Consider the following 19,257-nt stretch of genomic DNA (forward strand, 5'->3'; position numbering starts at 1 on the left):
ATATCTTCTTCTAGAAATTTTAAGCAAAATTAGGATAGACTTCAATCCTAATTTTTAAGTGCGTCTGTAGTTCAACTGGATAGAATACTCGGTTTCGACCCGAGGGGTTGTGGGTTCGACTCCTACCAGGCGTACCATTAGACAAACTAACTCAATCTAAAAAACCTTATAAAAATTGATGAAATATAAAAGTATTTAATACTATATTTAAGTATTTAATATTATTTAATATAGTATTATAATATAATTAAGGATTTAAAAGTATAAGGATTTAAAATTGGCAAAAAGAAAAATAGAAGCTTCAAATATAGATGATATTATTATTGAAACAAAAGTTTTAAATAATGCAAAAGTTGGACGACCTAAAAAAGATAATAAGAAATCTATCCAGGTAAATTTATATTTTACAGAAGGACAACTTGAAGCAGTTGAAGGAAAAATGAAAGAGATTGGTTTTTCAGTTAGACAAGATTATTTTAGAAAGCTTTTAAGAGCTGATATAGAAAATTTTGATGAACTTTAAAGGCTAATTTAAAACTAGATAATACAAAATAAAGTGAATTTGGATATAATTTTTTTGTGAGGTTTTGCCAAAGGCTGCAACCTCTGGCAAAAATTCTACCTCTCGAAAAGAGGTGAGGTTTTGAACCAATTTTTAATCATCGTAATTATACTATGTTTCATCGTAGTAGTCAAGACTTATTAAGTCTTGCCCTTAGGGGTTACTTTGATTTTAAATACCACCTTTGGCTTAAAATTATTACTACTATAAGAAAACACTGCAGGAGTGATTAACCTGCTATAAAAAAGCCAAAACAATATAATGATTGATGATAATATTATAAATCTTGTAAATACTATTTATGGATTTGCAAAAGAAAAAAACTAAATACTCCAGTTAATATTTATCTTTCACAAGGTCAATTAGCTGCAATAGATGAAAAGATAAAAGAGATTGGTTTTTCTGTAAGACAAGATTATTTTAGGAAATTACTAAGAGCTGATATAGAAAACTTTGATGAATTAGGAGAATTAAAATTGGATCCAAAAAAAAGATTAAATATAAAAGCTGGACTAAAAGTTAATATAGTTCTTAAAGCAGACCAAAGAACAAATAAACTAACTCAAGGAATTGTAAAAGATATTCTAACAAATTCATCATCTCATCCACATGGTATAAAAGTAAGATTACAAGATGGTCAAATAGGAAGAGTGCAAGAAATATTATAAAGTTAATTTAGAAATACAAAATAAGTTAATAAACAATGAACCCTTAGAAGCAATTCATGAAGCTAAAGAGTTTAAAGGTGCATATATAATCCTATGCCTTTAGATATAGCTTTATCTATCTTTTTAAGCTGGTCTTTTATAATAACAGCATTTCTTGCTCTGTCCATAACCCCTAGCTCTTTATTTACTGCTTTTAAACTTTTTTCTAAAGTATTTTTATAGTTAGTTAGAGTTGTTTTTAAAGTTAATTTATCTTGATTTAGTTCATTTGTAAAATAAACTTTTTTAAAACTTTCATAATCAAGTTTACTTTTTTTAAATGCTTCATTAAAATCTATTGGATTTTTATCAAGCCCCTCTCTAACATATTTATCAAAGAAATCTTTATCTTTTGTATTATAAATTAAGATAGAATTATTTAAAAAATTTTCCGTATCTTTAGATAATTTAGCAACATTTTTTATAAAATCTTTTTTTAAACCTTTTAATATATCTTTATGTTCAACTTTTTCAAAAATAGAAACTTTGCTTTTACTAACTTCATCAATAGCTTTTTCTATTGAGTTTGATTCATTTAGTAAGCTTGTTAATCCAGCTTGAACTTCTAAAAGTTTATTACTTGTAGATTTAACAGCTAAATATCCCACCACACTCTTTTCATACTCTTTTAGGTGTTTTAGCTTGTAAATATTTAAATCTTCTTTTTTTATTTCTGATAAATCTTTATCTTTAAAAAAATCATTTGATACAGTTTTAAAGTTTATCTCTTTTATTTCTTCTTTTCTTAATAAAGCTTTAAAAGAAGATTCTCTATTTATAATGTTTTGTTCCTTTATGGATTTCTGAATATTATTTGGTTCCTTTATAGATTTCTGAAAATCTCTTGTTTCATTTATTGAATTATTGAAAGAAGATATATCTAGATTTTGATTAATATCTTTTTTACTATTTTCATAATCTATATTTATAATAAAATCTTTTTTATAAATATTATTTTTTTCAAAATCAATAAATTCTATTTCAGCAGTTTCATTTAATATATGTTCATTTTTATAATTTAAAAAATTTTCTGGAGTCATTCCAGTTATAGAACAATACCAATTAAAGCCAAAACTCCTTTTTATTTTAAAAATAAACAAATGCTGAAAGCAATTAAAGAATCTAAATAGTGGTGTAAATTCTAAATATTGACAACTATTTTATAGTTTGATATAATTCAATCACTAAAAGCATTTTAGCCCCATAGGAGTGATTAACCTACTTTTGGCATTGTAAAAGGTAAGGATTTATTTCCTTACCTTTTTTTTTGCGGGTAGTGTAGCAATTTAAAGGGTGGGGGTGGGAGTGCCAACCAAAGAGTTAGTTATGCTTTTTCGTATAGTAGTATTAATTTTGGTATGTTTAGTTTTCGCAACTAAATTATATTAATAAAAGGGAGAGAATTAATCACTCTCTCCTGGTACTACTTGCCTTAAATCATCTTTTAAACTTTTCTTTTCTTAATCATCTTGTCTAATTCTTCTGTAATCATTTTATTTTGTGCCACAAGATATTTAACTTCTGGAAGTAAATTTTCTCTATTTGCTAAATCTCTTTCTATCCATCTGCTAGGATGCTCTCCACTATTATAAGCTTTTAGTATTTGATTTATATTTGATGATAAGTTTGCAATAGCTTGTCTTGTTCTCATAGTATCTATTCTTAATTTTTCAAGCTGCTCTATTTCATTTACATAATCTTCTGATAAACTAGACTTTAACATTTCTCTTGCAAATGTAGAAATATTTTTATATCCATTATCAAAAGCTTTTTTAGTAAACAAAGCTTTATCTTCTTCTGTAACATTAAACTTTATATATTTATTCATACTTTTATTTTCGGAGTTTAAATCAAATGTATTTAATTGGCTTCTATATATTTCTGAAAAATCTTTTTTCATTTTAGCTCTAAAAAATTCTGAAAAAGTTTTATATCCTTCTTTTTTTGCTATCTTAAAAAGCTCTTCTTTCTCTACTTCACTATTTAATCTTACTTCAATTCTTATACTTTTCATTTAATTCCTTTTTTGAATTATATCATTAAAGAAATTAAAACCGTACAATAAGAACCAATACCCCGTATCCTGCCTCTCTTAATTATTCAATTTTTTCTACAAATCAACAAATTTGGAGAAAAAACAGCTTTTTTGAGGTAACTATCTCATTTTTATAGGTAACTATTTGATTTTGCAAGGTAACTATTATGGTTTTGTAGGTAATTAATTCATTTTATATGGTAACTAGCTTTTTTTAACTGTTGCATTTAGTTTATGTGAAAGTTCTATGATAATTATTAAACCATTACAATTATTTAGCTAGAACTTACCCAAAAGCTTTTTAAAAAATTTACATTTTTTAAACTCTGCTTTTTGGCTCTTAACTTCTAATACAACTTTTTTTATTCTCCAGGTAATCTATTTAAAAAGATAAGTTGAATTTTTATATTTATATAGTACGATATAATGTTATAAGTAAAAGGATAAAGTGTAAAATAAATATCATTTTTGATATTCTCTAGCATATCTAATTATATCAACACCATATTTATCTCTAACTTTTGATAGTTTTTCATTTAAAGCTTTAAATTTTAAATCATTTTCGTAATCCATCACTGAAAATGTTTTTATATTATTATTTGAAGCAAAATTAGAAGCATTGATTGAAAAGTAGTGTATTTTATAGTTTTTTTTAATATCTAATTTCTGAAACATTTTTAATGATAAATTTATTAAGAACTTTTCATTAAATAGTCTACTTTCACTAATTGATTCAGAACTTTGTATTTCATATTCATATGTTATTTTAAAATGAAATGTTGTTGGGTTTAAATTTAATTTAGTAATTGTATAACTAAGATATCTTGCAAGTATTATTACTCTTCTACCAAGTTCATTTCTATCTAATATAGCTTTGAAATTTCTACTTACTCCAATAGCTTTTCTATCATTATTAGGAATTACTCTTTCATTATCTGTTCCACAAATTCTATTATATAAATCTCTTCCAGTTTTTCCATATTCATAAAGTAAATTTTTGTTTTCTCTTAATTGTCCTAATGTTTGGACTCTATAATCACTTAACTTTTTTGATATTACTCTACCAATTCCTGGAAAATCATTTACATTATAGTTTTTTGTATAATCATAGACTTTTTCTTGGGGTATGGCAATTGTTCCTAAAGGTTTTACCTTATCAGTTAATAGTTTTGCAATCCATTTACTTTTACTTGCAGCTATTGTTATTGGTAAATCAAATTTATCTAATATCTCTTTTTGTAAGTCCTTTATAAAATCTAGTGTATCAATATCATTAATCCAACCATTCAAATCTCCAAAGAACTCATCAATTGAGTATTGCTCAATAATTGGAATTTTATATTCTAAAAAAGATTTTAGTCTTTGTGATAATTCTTGATAAAATAGATGATCACTTGGAATAATGATTAAATTAGGACACATAAAAATAGCTTCTTTTAAAGGTGTTCCTATTTTTATGCTATAAGGTTTACATTCATAACTTCTTGCAATTATAATTCCATGAATATCTCCATTTTCATCTATAAATTCATCTTTCCATGCTTTTAATATATTATTAGTATCATAAGAATTTTTAAATTCTAATACACTATTAAATGCTCCAGTATCACCTAATATTACCCCTTGCTTTTTATCATTTGAAAATATCCTTTTATCACTACTTTTTGCAACAACAACTTTTTTACCTTTTAAAAAAGGATATCTAGTTCTTTCTGCACTAACAAAATAACAATCTAAATCTAAATGCACAAGCATATAAACAACTCCTATTTTAAAAGGTTCTATTTACCTTATTATATAAAATTAGAATAAATATATTTAAATTCATTGCAAAATGTAATGTAACTGATGAGAAATATTTAAATAGATAATTGATTCATTTAGAAAGAGTTGATAAACATTTTAATTAAATAAATAGACATTGCTGGACACCTACAAAGCTACCTTTATAGTTTTAATTAAAATATTATTTTTTAAACTTACTTCAAATATCGTTATAATAATACTTTGGAGTTGGCGACCCCAGAAAGATTCGAACTTTCGTCATCAAGAGGAAATCTTGAGGTCCTTGGCCGCTAGACGACGGGGTCATAAAAAAGAATAGAGATTATAGTTAAGTTTCTGTTTTATATTGCTTAAAATCTCTATATATTCTATCTCATTCGTCTTAATCTCTTTTTATATAATCTATAAATTTTTGAAGAACTAGTTTCAAATAAACCATTTTTCTCTACAACTTCAATATCTGAATTATCTATAGCAAAATCATATTCATAAGAGTTTTTTGTTTTATTTGCCGAAGTAGAAGATAAAATTTTAAATTTTTTTATAAAAGAGTGAAAAGAAGAATCTTTTGATATAACTCTAAAAGAGTTTAAGTTTGGATAGATAAAAGTAGTTTTAATACTTAATCTTACAAGTCTTTTAAAGTTCTTTGGAACCCTTGTAAACTCTTTCAAAGTAGTAAAGCTATCAACTGTTTTTAATATTTTCTGATTAATATCTCTTTTTTTTATATTTGATAGTTTCTCATCATTGATTGATGAGAAACCAACAGTTGTATCTGTTTGTACCAAATATACTAAATTTGGATTCATATTTAAAAGTTTAGATACTCTTGAATAGATTTTGGAGCTGAAACATCAGATATTTTTAACTCTTTAATTGCATCACTAGCTGCTTGTGCACCAGCAATTGTTGTAAAATATGGAACTCCAACTCTAAGAACGGCTCTTCTTATCTCTTTTCCATCATCTTTAGAACTACTTTGTTCTCCACTTGTATTTATTGCCATAGCTATATCACCATTTGTTAAAAGGTCAGTTATATTTGGTCTTCCTTCACTCACTTTTAAAACTTTTTCACAAGCAATTCCTGCTTCACTTATAATTTTTTCTGTTCCACCAGTTGCAACAATAGTAAATCCACTATCAACTAAGCTTTTTGCAATACTTGAAGCATATGATTTATCTAAATCACATAAAGATATAAATACCTTTCCAGACTTAGGAAGAGAGTTTTTAGCTGCATTTTGAGATTTTGCAAATGCCATTGCAAAATTTGAAGCTATACCCATAACTTCACCAGTTGATTTCATTTCTGGGCTTAAAAGTAAATCTGCACCTGTTAATTTATTAAATGGGAAAACCGACTCTTTTACAGCAACAAGGTCTTTTAATTTTGGTTTTAAAACACCATTATCTTCATAAACTATACCTTTATCATACACTTTAAGAGCATCTCTTAAGCTCTCATTCCACATAACTCTAGTTGCAATTTTTGCAAGAGGCATTCCAGTAGCTTTTGAAACAAAAGGAACTGTTCTACTTGCTCTTGGATTTACTTCAATTAAATAAATTTGTCCTTTATGAATAGCATATTGTACATTCATAAGCCCTATAACACCTAAAGCCAAAGCCATATCTTTTGTTTTTGTCTCTAACTCTTTTATTAATTTATCTTCAATACTAATTGGAGGTAATGAACAAGCACTATCTCCTGAGTGAATTCCTGCTTCTTCAATATGTTGCATAATTCCACCAATATATGCCTCTTTACCATCACAAATACAATCAACATCAAGTTCTATTGCTCTATCTAAGAATTTATCAATTAAAACAGGTGCATCATTTGATACAGAAACTGCTTCATCCATATATTGTTTTAATTCATTTGTAGAGTAAACAATCTTCATTCCTCTTCCACCAAGAACAAATGATGGTCTAACTAAAACTGGATATCCAATTTTCTCTGCTATTACTATTGCTTCATCAAGTTTTACAGCTGTTCCATTTTCTGGTTGTAAAAGTCCAACTTTTTCAACAAATGTAGCAAATTTCTTTCTATCTTCTGCTAAATCAATAACATCTGCTGTTGTTCCAATTATTTTTGCTCCAGCTTTTGTAAGAGCTTGTGCTAGTTTAAGTGGAGTTTGTCCTCCAAAATGTACAATAACACCATCTGGTTGCTCTTTTTCAACAACACTTCTTACATGTTCAAAATCTATTGGTTCAAAATATAAAACATCTGATGTATCATAATCTGTACTTACAGTTTCAGGGTTGCAGTTATACATAATTGTTTTTACACCCATTTCTGCTAATGCAAAACTAGCATGTACACAACAATAATCAAACTCTATTCCTTGACCTATTCTATTTGGTCCACCACCAATAATCATAACTTTTTTATCACTTGATTTTTTTGTTTCAATTTTTGGAAGTTTTGATACATTAATTATTGAATATAAATATTGATTTAAAGCTTTAAACTCTCCTGCACAAGTATCAACTTCATTGTATTCGAAATCAATATTTAAAGCTTTTCTTGCACTATAAACATCTTCTTCATTTTTTCCTATTAAGTTTGCAATAAATTTATCACTAAATCCATTTGATTTAACTCTTCTTAAAAGCTCTTCATCTTTTAATATTGCTGGAGTAATTGATAACTCTAATTCATAAATTTCTCTAAATTTAGCTAAGAACCAAGGATCAATTTTTGATAATTCAAAAATATCATCATTTGTTAGACCTTGTCTTAATCCATCCATTAAATATTGAAGTCTTTTATCATTTGGTCTTCTAATCTCTTTTTTAATGAGTTCTAAATCAGTTGTTACTGAATCAAATCCACAAATTCCTGTTTCTAAAGAACACATAGCTTTTTGAATTGATTCATTAAAGTTTCTTCCTATTGCCATAACTTCTCCAACAGATTTCATTGAAGTTGTTAAAGTTGAATTTGCTTTTGGGAATTTTTCAAAAGTAAATCTTGGAACTTTTGTAACAATATAATCAACTGCTGGTTCGAAACAAGCTTTTGATCCTGTCATATCATTTGTAATTTCATCTAAAGTAAATCCAACTGCAAGAAGTGTAGAAACTTTTGCTATTGGATATCCTGTTGCTTTTGAAGCAAGTGCTGAACTTCTACTTACTCTTGGATTCATCTCAATTACAAGCATTCTTCCCGTGTTTGGACACATAGAAAACTGTACATTTGATCCACCACTATTTACTCCAATTTCTCTTAAAATAGCAAAAGAAGCATCTCTCATCTTTGCATACTCTTTATCAGTTAATGTAAGTGCTGGTGCAATAGTTATACTATCTCCTGTATGAACTCCCATTGGATCAAGGTTTTCAATAGAACAAACAACAATACAATTATCATTTGTATCTCTTATAATCTCCATTTCATACTCTTTCCAACCTAAAACTGATTCTAATATCTCAATTTCATTAATTGGTGATGCATCAAGTCCAGCTTGTGCAAGAATTTTGAACTCTTCAAGATTATAAGCAACTCCACTTCCAGCACCTGCAAGTGTAAACGAAGCTCTACTAATAACTGGGAATCCAATATCTTTTGCAACTCTGATAGCTTCCTCAAGATTATAGGCATTTTCACTTCTTGGAAGATCTAGCCCTATTTTTCTCATAGCTTCACTAAAAAGATGTCTATCTTCACCTTTTTTAATAGCTTCTGGATGAACTCCTAAAAAGTTAATCCCTTCTAAAAGTCCTTTTTCATACATAGAAGTTGCTACATTTAGTGCAGTTTGTCCACCCATTGTTGGCAAAATTGCATCTATATTCTCTTTTTTAATTATATTTAAAACAACTTCTTCAGTAATTGGTTCGATATATGTCTTATCAGCAAATTCTGGATCTGTCATTATAGTTGCTGGATTTGAATTTACCAAAACTACTCTATATCCTAGTTCTTTTAAAGTTTTTGTTGCTTGTGTTCCTGAGTAATCAAACTCACACGCCTGCCCTATTACAATTGGTCCTGAACCAATTAACAAAATGTTTTTTATATCTTCTCTTTTTGGCATAACTTTCCTTTCGCTGATTTTAAAAATTTGGCAAGTTTATCCAAAAAACACTTAAGTTTTTGTTAGATAAATCCGATTCAATGAGTCTTATAGATAAAAAGCACTGTTTTTTAGGCTTTGTTTTGAGTTGTAAATACTATTTTTGCATCTTCTAAAAGTTTTTGAGCAAGTTCTAATTCTTTTAAACCTTCGCTATATAGCTTTAAACTATCACTTAAAGTAATATCATTTTTAGAAAGTTTTTCTAAAATATCTTTTGCTTTTAATACTTTAGTTTCAAAACTCTCTTCATTTAACTTATTTTCTTCCATTTTAATCCTTTAAAATATCTTGTATATGTTTTTCAAATTTAGGAACTTCAACCAAAAATGAGTCATGACCACTTGAACTATCTACTTCAAGATAAGTAACTTGTTCTTGTTTTCCAATTTTAATCATAATATCTTCAATCTCTTTCATCTCTTCAGGAAAAAACAACATATCATCTTTGAAAGATATAAGATGAAGTTTCCCAATAATTTTCATAAAAGAGTACTCAAGTTTATCCTTATTTCTTCCAGCATCAAAAATATTTATTGTTTTACAAATGTATAAATATGATAAAGGATCAAAAAACTTTGGAAAACTATATGAATTATGTTCAAGATATTTTTCTATTTCAAATCTTCCAAAAAGTTCATAAAGCCCATCTGTATCAACATAATCTCTAGCAAATCTTCTATTAAAAAATGATGGACTTAAATATGCTATTAATCCTGCCATTCTTCCAACAGCTAATCCTACAAGTCCTTTTGCTTTTAAATCATCTTTTTCATAATTTCCATTCTTAAAACTAGGATCATGCCTTATAGCCTCAATTGCAATTTTATTTAAAGCAATTGCCCAAGGTCTTGTATAAGCTGTACATGCCATAGCTATATAATGTTTTGCAAAATTTGGATGTTCAATGCTATAACACAAAGTTTGCATTCCTCCCATACTTCCCCCAATTACAGCAATAGCCTTTTCTATTCCTAACTTTTTATAAAGTTTCATCTGAGCATTTACAATATCTGATATTGTTAAAACAGGGAATTTTAATCTATACTCTTTTTTTGTTGCTGGATTTATACTTAATGGACTTGTAGAACCATAAGAACTTCCAATATTATTTGAACAGATTACAAAATATTTTTCTGTATCAATAGTTTTTTTATCTCCAATAAACTTATCCCACCATCCAGCTTTTGCTTCATTTTCATATCTTCCTGCTGCATGATGACTTCCTGAAAGAGCATGACAAATTACTATTACATTTGATTTATCTTCATTTAGTGTTCCATAAGTTTCATATATTATTTCAAACTTTTCAAGTAATCTTCCACTTTCAAGATATAAAGCTTCATCAAAACTTGCTATTTTTGTCTCTATTTTCAAACTATTTTCCAAATATTTTTAATTTTATAAGCATAAAGTCTATCTAAACTAAGATAAAAAAGCCTTTTAGTGACAATATTTAATAAAGATTAAAAAAAACTATTTTTTTCCTATATTTATAAGTAATTTTATATATAATTATAGTTTGAAATTATAAAAAGGATTTTTAGAATATGATTAATAAACTAAAAAAGATTTTAGATGAAGGTGTTTTACCAGAATTAAAAGCTGAAATAGAAGCTTTAGAAAAATTACTAAACAAAAAAAAAGATAGTGAATTAGAGTATGAATTAAATTATTTTAAAGAGGTAGAAAAGTTTTATAAAGAGGCTAGAAAACTGATTTTAGAAAATAAATTAAGCGAAAAAGAAGCAAAAAATATTTTACTAGATTTAGAAGATATGGAAGAAGATGAGGAGCAATTATAGTGTTTGATTTAGAAATTTATCAAATAGTTTTTATACTATTTTTTATAATAGCATTTGTATTTGGTTTTATAGCTCAACAAAAACAGTTTTGTTTTAGTGGAAGTATAAAAGATTATTTACAAATAAAATCGACAAGAAGAGCTGCAAGTGTTGTTATGGCAATGATTGTTGCAATAATATCTACTCAGTTTTTAGTTTACTTTTTTAATTTAGATCTTAGTTCTAGCTCTTATTTTAAAAACAATATAAACTACTTTGCAATTATTTTAGGTGGATTATTATTTGGTGCTGGAATGATGATAGCAGATGGTTGCAGTAGTAGAAGTATTGTAAAATTTGCACAAGGTGATATAAATGCTTTAATAACTCTTATATTTATAGCAATTTTTGCATTTGCTAGTACAAGAGGTGTTTTATATCAAGGTGTTGATTTTATTGTATCTAATGAATTTTTAGTAAATATATCTTCTTATTTAGAAAACTTTATATTAAATATTTATTTTGTACTTTTTGTACTTTGTACATTGTTAATGTTCTTAATCAAAAAAGTAAAAAGAGTTTTATCTTTACTTGATGGTTTTGTAATTGGTCTTTTAGTTGCTTTAGCTTGGTTTGTTTCAGCATATATTGGACTTGAAAGCTTTGAAAGAGAGATACAAGCACAAGCTATAAGTTTTGTATATCCTAGTGCAAAAACTTTAGAGTTTATTACAAGTTATGAAATTAGTGAATTATCTATTGGTGTTTGTTTAGTTCTTGGAGCTATTATTGGTGCATATATCTCATCATTTTTTAATAAGAAATACAGTTTTGGTTGTACATCTCAAATAACTTTTAATAAATTAAAATATAATATTATTGGTGGTTCACTAATGGGAATTGGTGGAATTATGGCTATTGGTTGTACAGTTGGGCAAGGTTTAAGTGGAGTATCAACTCTTCTTCTTAGTTCATTTTTGGCAATAATTTCTATCTTTGTTGGTGGATATTTTACTGGTAAATTTCTGCTTAAAAAAGATAAACTTCCTATGTGTTTCTTATTTGAATGGGAAGATGAAAAAGATAATAAACCTTTAAATTTTGATATATAAAAGAGAAGCTTTTTTAAGCTCTTCTTTTAATAAAGTGTATATTGAATAATATAATCTCTCATTCTAGGTGGAGTATCTAATTTAGACTCACAATTTTCAGTTTTTTGCTCTTTATTATTTACTTCATTTTGCTCTGAATATAATTCTATATTTTCATTATCACCTTTATTTTTACTTTCAAAACCTGTTGCAATAATTGTAATTTTTACTTCATCTGGTGCAAAAGTATTATCATAAGAAATTCCATGAATAATTTGAGCATATTTATCTACTCTTTCTCCAATATTTGAGAAAATTGCACTAACTTCAAAAAGACCAATTTCTCCACTAATTGTAAGGTGAACTAAAACTCCTTTTGCTCCATCTAAAGGAACTTTCTCTAAAAGTGGTGAATTAATAGCATTTTCTAAAGCTCTAAAAGCTGAATTCTCACCTTTTGCTTTCCCAATTCCCATTAATGCAATACCTTTATGCTTCATAATAGTTCTTACATCAGCAAAGTCAGCATTTTGATCACTTCCACTTCCAGGATTTAAAATAACTTGGCTCATTCCATTAACAGCTTGATATAATATATTATCAACTACTTTATAAGCATTTTTAAAAGATATTGCTTCATCAACTGATTCTAATAATTTATCATTTGAAATAATAATTAATGAATCACTAACTTTTTTTAATTCTTCAAGTCCTGTATTTGCAAGTCCTGCTCTCATAATTCCTTCATGAGAGAAAGGTTTTGTAACAACTGAAACAGTTAAAGCTCCACTCTCTTTAGCTGCTTTTGCAACTATTGGAGCAGCTCCTGTTCCTGTTCCTCCACCTAATCCAGCAGCCACAAAAACAATATCTGAACCTTTTAAAATTTCTTTTATTTCTTCATAACTTTCAAGTGCAGCATCTCTTCCAACTTCTGGATCCATTCCTGCACCAAAACCATTTGTAAGTTTTGGTCCTAGTTCAATCTTTTTTGGTGCTTTTGATACATGTAAAACTTTTAAATCTGTATTTGCAACAATCAAATCAATTAGATGAGTTCCCTCTTCTATCATATGATTTACCATATTACAACCACCACCACCAACTCCAATTACTGCAATTTTTGGAAGATTATTTGAAAGTGCTTTAGTTGGCATTTGCTCTGTTACAATTATATCATCCATTTTAAATAGATTATTTCCCATTAAAACCACTCCGTAAGTCTAGTAAATAGTCCTGTTTTTTTCTTTTGTTGAATAGGCTCAAGAAGAGTATTAGTTTCCAATTGCTCTTTTTGTAATCCTATTTCTTGATTGAAGTTATCACTTATATTTTCCACTGGTTTTTCTTTTCTTATTGGTTTAATTAATCTTTTATTTGAATCAATTTGATAAGCTCTATTAATTCCTAAACCAAACATCATAAGTCCAACAATAGAAGACATATTTAATTCATCAAATCTAACTCTAAATGCATTTGGAAGAGCTTTAGGTGTAGCAATAGCAACAGGAATACCTTCAAAAACTTTTTTTGATAACTCTTTTATTCCTATTGTTTCACTCATTCCACCTGTAAGAACTATTCCTGATCCTATATTGTCTAAAATTGCATATTTTTTTAACTCATTTCTTACAAGAACTAAAGTCTCTTCAACTCTTGCATGAACAATTCCTTGTATAAAATCAAGTGCAATATCAGAAAAAACATCTTCATCATTTATTCTAGGAATAGATACCTTTGCAGCCTCTTCTTGTGTTGAATAATTTTTAATTAAAGAACCATGATCTTTTTTTAATTGCTCAGCAAATGGAATTGGTGTTTGAAGAGTTAGTGATAAATCATTTGTAATATTGTTTGATCCAACAGGTAAAAAACCATTATAAATAATAGAGTTCCCTTTATAATAGACAAATTCTGTTGTTGTAGAACCAAGATTTATAACAACAGCTCCAATTTTCTTTTGTTGTTCATCTAAAACAGATAGTGCTGCTGCATAAGAGTCAAGTACAAAACTTATATCTTCTATTCCAAAAACTCTTAAAGCTGATTTTATATTTATAAGAGCATTTCTTTTTGCTGCAACTATATAAACATTTACTTCAAGCCTTGATCCATTCATTCTTATTGGATTATCAACTTCAACTCCATCAACAACAAAAGATGTAGGAATTACATGAACTACATCATAATCAATATTAATAGTAGAGTTAGAAAGAGCCATCTGCATAGCTTGTGATATATGAGATTCTGTAATCAAACCATTTTGGATAGTTACAGCTCCTTCTCCTTTTATTCCTGATGTATAATTCCCTGATATAGAAACAACAGTTGAACCAATAGTAATATCAGCTGCACTCTCTTTTGCTTTTAAAATAGCTGATTTTATTGATCTTGAAGCTTCTTCTATATTTATAATTAAACCTTTATGTACTCCACTACTTTGAACACTACCAAAACCTAAGATTTCAATACTATTATCAATATCATACTTAGGTTTTGAAATAGCTGCTACAATGGAGCTTGAACCTATGCTTAAAGATAATAAAACATCTGTATTATTCAAAATTACTCCTTATTTTGCATATAAGTTTTAATCTCATATTTTAGTTCTAGTTTTTTTAATAAATTTACTAAAATTTCATTTTCTATTAAAGACTCTATTTCTGGTTTTACTAAGTCAAGATCTTCATTTGATAGCTCTTTAAACTTAGAATCAAGAACTCTATAAAGAACAATTTTATCTTCTAGTTCAACAAAAGACTCTTTTGTTGTTGTTATAAATAAAGCACTTAAAAGTTCTTGAGCTTCATTTTCATTTAAATCTTTAAATGCTTTTATACTCTCTCTATTTATATTTTTATAAACTTTTCCTTTAAATGTAGATAAGTCGCTATTTGCTTTCTCTTTTAGAAGTTTATATCTCTCTTCATTTAATGCATCTTTATAAATAGTAGTTTTTGCTTCTTCAAAACTCAAAGGTTTTGGTGCAATATTTTTAATCATTTTTACTATATAAAAACTTCCATTATCTAAAAATGGCTTCCCTATTTCACCATCTTTTAGAGAAGTTACATTATCAATATTTTCAGCTAAAAAAGGTAATTTATTTTCTGAAAAAGTTTTACTTGAATCAAAGTTTATTTCACCTTTTTTTAGTTTCATATATAAAGTTAATGCCTCTTTTTTACTATTACTTTCATCTAAGTTTTCAATAACTTCAGCTCTTGCTTCTTCAAAAGTTTTTAACTTTCCATCTTCAAACTTATAATCACTTTTAAATCTATCAAAATATTTTTTAATATCATCTTCTGAACTTGTTCCATTTTTTACATTTAGTTTTTTAATATCAAGTTCATAAGCTCTTTGACTATTATATTTCATTCTGTTTTTTTCAAAAAACTCTTTTGCTTTTTCTTCATCTATTTTTACACTAATATCATTTAGTGATAAAATTTTATATTCAATATCATCTTCTAAAAATAGTAATTTACCAATATTTTTTAAACTATTTTCAGAAACATTCATTGTAAATAGAGCTTGGATTTTTTGGAAAAGAGCTGCATCTCTTAAACTAAGTTCAAATTGAGCTGGAGTTATTCTATTTTGTGTAAGAACTTTAATATATTGCTCTTTACTAAATTTACCATCTATTTTAAAATCTTCATATTTTAAAATTTCTTTTACAACTTCTTCTTCAGTAGATTTAAGACCTAAATCCTCTCCATAAGCCATTATAAGTCTTTTTTGTAATAGTTGTGAAAGTGCAATATCTTCTAATCTTAACTGTTTTGCAATCTCTTGATTAAATGATGATCCAAAAAGTTGTGAATATTGATTATATAAACTTGAATACTCTTGGTTTAACTCTTCAAATTTAATCTCTCTATCTCCAATTGTAGCTACTACTCCTGATTTTGAACCATAACTATATGATCCCCAACCAACGAATCCAGCACCCACAAATGCTATTGTACTTATCCAAATAGTAATAACTAACCATCTTTTATGTCTTTGCATCCAAGTTATCATATATATAAATCCTCTTAAAAATTTTTAGATATCATATTACTAAAAACTTGCTTTTATCATATTTAAATAGGAATAGATATACTATTTGTTTCTAAACTTTTCTCTTCTAATACTATGTTTTTACTTAAAATATCATTAACAACACTCTCTCTAATTGTTACCTCTATTTTTTTACAAGCACTTTTAAAAGCCTCTTCTTCTCCTACAACAAAGCACATCTTTTTTGCTCTTGTAATTGCTGTATAAAGTAGTTTTGTATTGTGCATTATATAGTGTGAAAAACTCATAGGTATAAGTGCATTTTCATACTCCATACCCTGAGTTTTATGGATTGTTAAACAATATGCTAGATTTAAAAGATTATTTATATTATCAAAATCATAGAAAACAACCATATCATCATTTGGATATAAAACAATGCATTTTTCATCATCAAAATCAAGCTTAATAATCAATCCTAATTGTCCATTATAAACTCTTCTTTCAAGAAATTCGCTAGAGTTATTTTTATACATACTCATAGTTTGAGCCTTCATATTTTCATTTTTAATATGTATAACTTTATCAGTTAATTTATACTCCATATCTTTTATTTTTAAACTTCTATTTTTTGTATGATTAAATAATTTTTGTAGTTCAATATTTATATTCTCTACTCCTAAAACTCCACCTTTCATAGGAGTTATTACTTGAAAAAGAGTTAATGCTTTTCCTATGCTTTTATCTTTTATAAAAGAGTAATAATCTACTATAAACTCACTTGCAATATTTAAAATAGTATTTAATATAAGTTCACTATTTTCAAATCTCATATTTGAAAACTCACTATTACTCAAAGAGTTTTTTATTCCATAATAGTTGTTTATTGAAACATCTACAAATTTAAAATCTTCATAATCTTCTTTATAGTTTGGTAATTCACCTTTTCTTATCTCATTTGCAATTAAAGCAATTGCTTGGTTCTCATTTTGTCTATAAATTTTTGTAAGCTTACAAATTGGAGCTAATTCATATTTTATACTATCAGCTAATATATTTCCAGCTCCAATTGCTGGAAGCTGTCCATCATCACCAACTATTATAAAAACTGTATCATCAGAAATTTTGCTTATTATTTGATAGAAAGTTATAGAATTTACCATTGAGGCTTCATCAAGAAGTATCACTTTATAAGGAAAAAAATCTTTCTCTTTATGTTTTACTAAAAGGCTTTGAATTGTACATGAGTTATATCCTGTTGTATCACTTATTCTTTGACTTGCAATTCCAGAAAGTGCAATTGTCATAATATCATCATAAGATACAACTTCTCCTAGAAGTTCTAAAATAGCCCTACTTGAAGTAGATTTTCCAGTTCCAGCATATCCAATTAAAAATAGTGTTTTTTCTCCACTATTTATAAGTTTAACAGCTTTTTTTTGTTCATCACTTAAAATAAATCCTAAACTTTCCTGCTTTTTTTCTAAATATTCATCAAAGTTTTCTACAATTTTTCTATTTTTATCATCTTTTCTTCTATTAAAAAACTCTAAAATAGATCTTTCAGAATAATAAAGCATTGATAAGGCAACTCTATTCTCTTTTGTAGAAAAAAGCTCTTCTTTTGCCAACATTTGTATGATAACCTCTTCATATAAAAGCTCTTCATTATCAAATCTTAAACTATCATCTAAAAGTTTATATAAATGATATTTATCTATTGAAGAGTTACCATTATTATCGCAATACTCTTTTAAAGTATAATTTATACAAGATCTTAATCTAAAAGCAGATTTAGGATCTATTCCTAAAGATTTTGCAATCTCATCTGCTCTTTTAAAACCTATTCCTTTTATGTTTGTTAAAATATATGGATTCTCTTTTATCTTTTCAATTAAGTTTTCAATCTCACTAAAAGTTGAATATATTTTTGTAATAAGACTTGAACTTACTTTAAATTTTGCTAAAAAAGCTCCTAGTTCTCTTAAATGTTTAAAAGAGTGCCAAGATGATAGAATCATCTTTAATTTTTTCTCTTTAATTCCTTTAATATTTAAAAGTTCATTTGGATTGTTTTCTAAAATATCTATTAACTTCTCTTCTCCATATTTATCCAAAATCTCACTTGCTGCTTTTTTTGTAAAGCCTTTTACTATTTTTGTAAGAAAAAAGAAAAGCTCTTGCTCTTTTACTTCCAAAGTATCAAATTCAAACTGAACTCCATATTTACTATGAGTTATCCAGTTTCCTTTTAAAAGTATCTCTTCTCCAACAAGTTTTTCAATATTTGTATCAAAATATGTTCCACAGATTTTTTGATTATTATCTAATACTGCAATTACATATTTATTCTCATCATTTTGATAAAGTACCTTTTTAAGTACACCACTTAAATTGTACTTTTTTTCAGTTTCCATCATCATATCTATCTTTTTTATGTTTATCTTTTTTATATCTTGTTTTATTTTTCTCTTTTTGTAAAAGATTTGCCTCTTTTAATAATATTGCCCTTTCTTCTTCAAAAGTTTCACTAGAATTTTTTAAATATGAAAGTACTTTTTCGACAAAACCATTTAATATTGCATAATATTCTGAATATAGCTCTACTTTCTTTGTTTTAGAAAAATCTTCATAGTTTTTCTCTGTTCTTTTTAAAAAAAGCTCTTTATCAAAATTTTCAAGCTTTAAAAGTGATATTGTTTTAGTAAAAAACTTCTCTAAAACTCTTATATATTTTACTCTTTCTTGCTTCTCATTTGTACTAAAATTCATTCAAAATCTCTTCAATTTTTAGTGGTGGTCTTGCTATAAAAGCTTTTGTTTCTCCAATTATAATTGGTCTTTGAATTAAAATTGGATTTTTTGAAACTATTTCTAAAAGATTTTCATCATCTTGTATCTTTTGTATATCTAAGTCATAATATAGTTTTTCGCTATCTCTTATAATATCTTTTATTTTTAGATTTAACTTTGTTAATAGCTCTTTTAACTCCTCTTTACTTGGTGGATTATCTAAATAATCTCTTACTTTTACAGCTATTTTATTACTATCTAAATAATCTTTTGCACTATTTGATTTTGAACAAGATTGATTGTGCCAAATCTCTATGTTTTGCATATTTACCTCTAAAGTATTTTAAAATTTGTTTGATTATATCTAAAAAATATTTTATATATAAATAAGATTAC

Annotated in this window: 17 protein-coding genes and 2 tRNA genes; 5 read left to right on the forward strand and 14 right to left on the reverse strand. The window is 26.7% G+C overall.

Translation table 11 applies throughout. The annotated features are described in order from the left end of the window. The first annotated feature begins 60 nt into the window (after nucleotides 1-60). From ATH_RS06275 to ATH_RS06285, 3 genes are all read left to right on the forward strand, one after another. Nucleotides 61-137 (forward strand) — tRNA-Arg (locus ATH_RS06275). A gap of 140 nt (nucleotides 138-277) precedes the next feature. Next, nucleotides 278-523 carry a hypothetical protein gene (locus ATH_RS06280; protein WP_066184607.1) on the forward strand — a complete coding sequence of 82 codons (246 nt, stop codon included), beginning with the start codon at nucleotides 278-280 and terminating at the stop codon, nucleotides 521-523. A 515-nt stretch (nucleotides 524-1,038) separates the two neighbouring features. After that, complete coding sequence (locus ATH_RS06285; RefSeq protein WP_066184609.1) at nucleotides 1,039-1,230, forward strand: YwbE family protein; 192 nt, start codon at nucleotides 1,039-1,041, stop codon at nucleotides 1,228-1,230. A gap of 71 nt (nucleotides 1,231-1,301) precedes the next feature. Here ATH_RS06285 and ATH_RS06290 read toward each other — a convergent pair whose 3' ends face one another. The 8 genes from ATH_RS06290 to metX form a co-directional block, all read right to left on the reverse strand. Next, nucleotides 1,302-2,309 (reverse strand): hypothetical protein, encoded by a 1,008-nt coding sequence (locus tag ATH_RS06290; protein ID WP_066184611.1) that lies wholly within the window; start codon nucleotides 2,307-2,309, stop codon nucleotides 1,302-1,304. 404 nt (nucleotides 2,310-2,713) lie between these two features. Then, nucleotides 2,714-3,283 carry a hypothetical protein gene (locus ATH_RS06295; RefSeq protein ID WP_066184613.1) on the reverse strand — a complete coding sequence of 190 codons (570 nt, stop codon included), beginning with the start codon at nucleotides 3,281-3,283 and terminating at the stop codon, nucleotides 2,714-2,716. Between the two features lie 483 nt (nucleotides 3,284-3,766). Next, a complete protein-coding gene (locus tag ATH_RS06300) occupies nucleotides 3,767-5,059 on the reverse strand; it encodes a DNA polymerase Y family protein (protein WP_066184615.1) in 1,293 nt (430 codons plus the stop codon). A 259-nt stretch (nucleotides 5,060-5,318) separates the two neighbouring features. After that, nucleotides 5,319-5,394, reverse strand: a tRNA-Glu gene (locus tag ATH_RS09830). Nucleotides 5,395-5,457: 63 nt separating this feature from the next. Beyond that, nucleotides 5,458-5,901: a Sua5 YciO YrdC YwlC family protein gene (locus ATH_RS06305; RefSeq protein ID WP_066184618.1), complete on the reverse strand. Its 444-nt coding sequence runs from the start codon at nucleotides 5,899-5,901 to the stop codon at nucleotides 5,458-5,460. A 2-nt stretch (nucleotides 5,902-5,903) separates the two neighbouring features. Next, on the reverse strand, nucleotides 5,904-9,146 hold the full coding sequence (carB, locus tag ATH_RS06310) for a carbamoyl-phosphate synthase large subunit (protein WP_066184620.1): 3,243 nt from the start codon (nucleotides 9,144-9,146) through the stop codon (nucleotides 5,904-5,906). Between the two features lie 110 nt (nucleotides 9,147-9,256). Then, on the reverse strand, nucleotides 9,257-9,457 hold the full coding sequence (xseB, locus tag ATH_RS06315; RefSeq protein WP_066184621.1) for an exodeoxyribonuclease VII small subunit: 201 nt from the start codon (nucleotides 9,455-9,457) through the stop codon (nucleotides 9,257-9,259). 1 nt (nucleotide 9,458) lies between these two features. Further along, nucleotides 9,459-10,562 (reverse strand): homoserine O-acetyltransferase MetX, encoded by a 1,104-nt coding sequence (gene metX / locus ATH_RS06320; protein WP_066184624.1) that lies wholly within the window; start codon nucleotides 10,560-10,562, stop codon nucleotides 9,459-9,461. Nucleotides 10,563-10,735: 173 nt separating this feature from the next. Here metX and ATH_RS06325 point away from each other — a divergent pair, with 173 nt between their 5' ends. Together ATH_RS06325 and ATH_RS06330 are read left to right on the forward strand one after the other, a co-directional pair. After that, on the forward strand, nucleotides 10,736-10,990 hold the full coding sequence (locus ATH_RS06325; RefSeq protein ID WP_066184626.1) for a hypothetical protein: 255 nt from the start codon (nucleotides 10,736-10,738) through the stop codon (nucleotides 10,988-10,990). Further along, nucleotides 10,990-12,081, forward strand: coding sequence for a YeeE/YedE family protein (locus tag ATH_RS06330; protein WP_066184628.1), 1,092 nt, complete (start codon nucleotides 10,990-10,992; stop codon nucleotides 12,079-12,081). The genes ATH_RS06325 and ATH_RS06330 overlap by 1 nt, the downstream gene beginning before the upstream one ends. Before the next feature lie 26 nt (nucleotides 12,082-12,107). On the opposite strand, the gene ftsZ is transcribed toward ATH_RS06330, so the two are convergent. The 6 genes from ftsZ to ATH_RS06360 form a co-directional block, all read right to left on the reverse strand. Beyond that, entirely contained in the window at nucleotides 12,108-13,265 is a 1,158-nt protein-coding gene (gene ftsZ / locus ATH_RS06335; RefSeq protein ID WP_066184630.1) for a cell division protein FtsZ, read from the reverse strand. Continuing rightward, nucleotides 13,265-14,623 carry a cell division protein FtsA gene (gene ftsA / locus ATH_RS06340; RefSeq protein ID WP_066184632.1) on the reverse strand — a complete coding sequence of 453 codons (1,359 nt, stop codon included), beginning with the start codon at nucleotides 14,621-14,623 and terminating at the stop codon, nucleotides 13,265-13,267. The genes ftsZ and ftsA overlap by 1 nt, the downstream gene beginning before the upstream one ends. A gap of 2 nt (nucleotides 14,624-14,625) precedes the next feature. Next, nucleotides 14,626-16,089 (reverse strand): peptidylprolyl isomerase, encoded by a 1,464-nt coding sequence (locus ATH_RS06345; protein ID WP_066184633.1) that lies wholly within the window; start codon nucleotides 16,087-16,089, stop codon nucleotides 14,626-14,628. Between the two features lie 62 nt (nucleotides 16,090-16,151). Next, complete coding sequence (locus tag ATH_RS06350) at nucleotides 16,152-18,485, reverse strand: AAA family ATPase (RefSeq protein WP_228260053.1); 2,334 nt, start codon at nucleotides 18,483-18,485, stop codon at nucleotides 16,152-16,154. After that, entirely contained in the window at nucleotides 18,475-18,840 is a 366-nt protein-coding gene (locus ATH_RS06355) for a hypothetical protein (protein ID WP_066184635.1), read from the reverse strand. The genes ATH_RS06350 and ATH_RS06355 overlap by 11 nt, the downstream gene beginning before the upstream one ends. After that, a complete protein-coding gene (locus ATH_RS06360; RefSeq protein WP_066184637.1) occupies nucleotides 18,830-19,186 on the reverse strand; it encodes an ArsC/Spx/MgsR family protein in 357 nt (118 codons plus the stop codon). The genes ATH_RS06355 and ATH_RS06360 overlap by 11 nt, the downstream gene beginning before the upstream one ends. Nucleotides 19,187-19,257: the final 71 nt, after the last annotated feature.

Origin of the sequence: Aliarcobacter thereius LMG 24486 (assembly GCF_004214815.1) — a bacterium.
GTDB classification, from domain to species: domain Bacteria; phylum Campylobacterota; class Campylobacteria; order Campylobacterales; family Arcobacteraceae; genus Aliarcobacter; species Aliarcobacter thereius.

Bases quoted from the DNA above. Each gene is read 5' to 3' on its own strand.
- ATH_RS06290 (WP_066184611.1), bottom strand. From the start codon at position 2,309: ATGACTCCAGAAAATTTTTTAAATTATAAAAATGAACATATATTAAAT.
- ATH_RS06295 (WP_066184613.1), bottom strand. From the start codon at position 3,283: ATGAAAAGTATAAGAATTGAAGTAAGATTAAATAGTGAAGTAGAGAAA.
- ATH_RS06300 (WP_066184615.1), bottom strand. From the start codon at position 5,059: ATGCTTGTGCATTTAGATTTAGATTGTTATTTTGTTAGTGCAGAAAGA.
- ATH_RS06305 (WP_066184618.1), bottom strand. From the start codon at position 5,901: ATGAATCCAAATTTAGTATATTTGGTACAAACAGATACAACTGTTGGT.
- carB (WP_066184620.1), bottom strand. From the start codon at position 9,146: ATGCCAAAAAGAGAAGATATAAAAAACATTTTGTTAATTGGTTCAGGA.
- xseB (WP_066184621.1), bottom strand. From the start codon at position 9,457: ATGGAAGAAAATAAGTTAAATGAAGAGAGTTTTGAAACTAAAGTATTA.
- ATH_RS06325 (WP_066184626.1), top strand. From the start codon at position 10,736: ATGATTAATAAACTAAAAAAGATTTTAGATGAAGGTGTTTTACCAGAA.
- ftsZ (WP_066184630.1), bottom strand. From the start codon at position 13,265: ATGGGAAATAATCTATTTAAAATGGATGATATAATTGTAACAGAGCAA.
- ATH_RS06345 (WP_066184633.1), bottom strand. From the start codon at position 16,089: ATGATAACTTGGATGCAAAGACATAAAAGATGGTTAGTTATTACTATT.
- ATH_RS06350 (WP_228260053.1), bottom strand. From the start codon at position 18,485: ATGGAAACTGAAAAAAAGTACAATTTAAGTGGTGTACTTAAAAAGGTA.
- ATH_RS06355 (WP_066184635.1), bottom strand. From the start codon at position 18,840: ATGAATTTTAGTACAAATGAGAAGCAAGAAAGAGTAAAATATATAAGA.
- ATH_RS06360 (WP_066184637.1), bottom strand. From the start codon at position 19,186: ATGCAAAACATAGAGATTTGGCACAATCAATCTTGTTCAAAATCAAAT.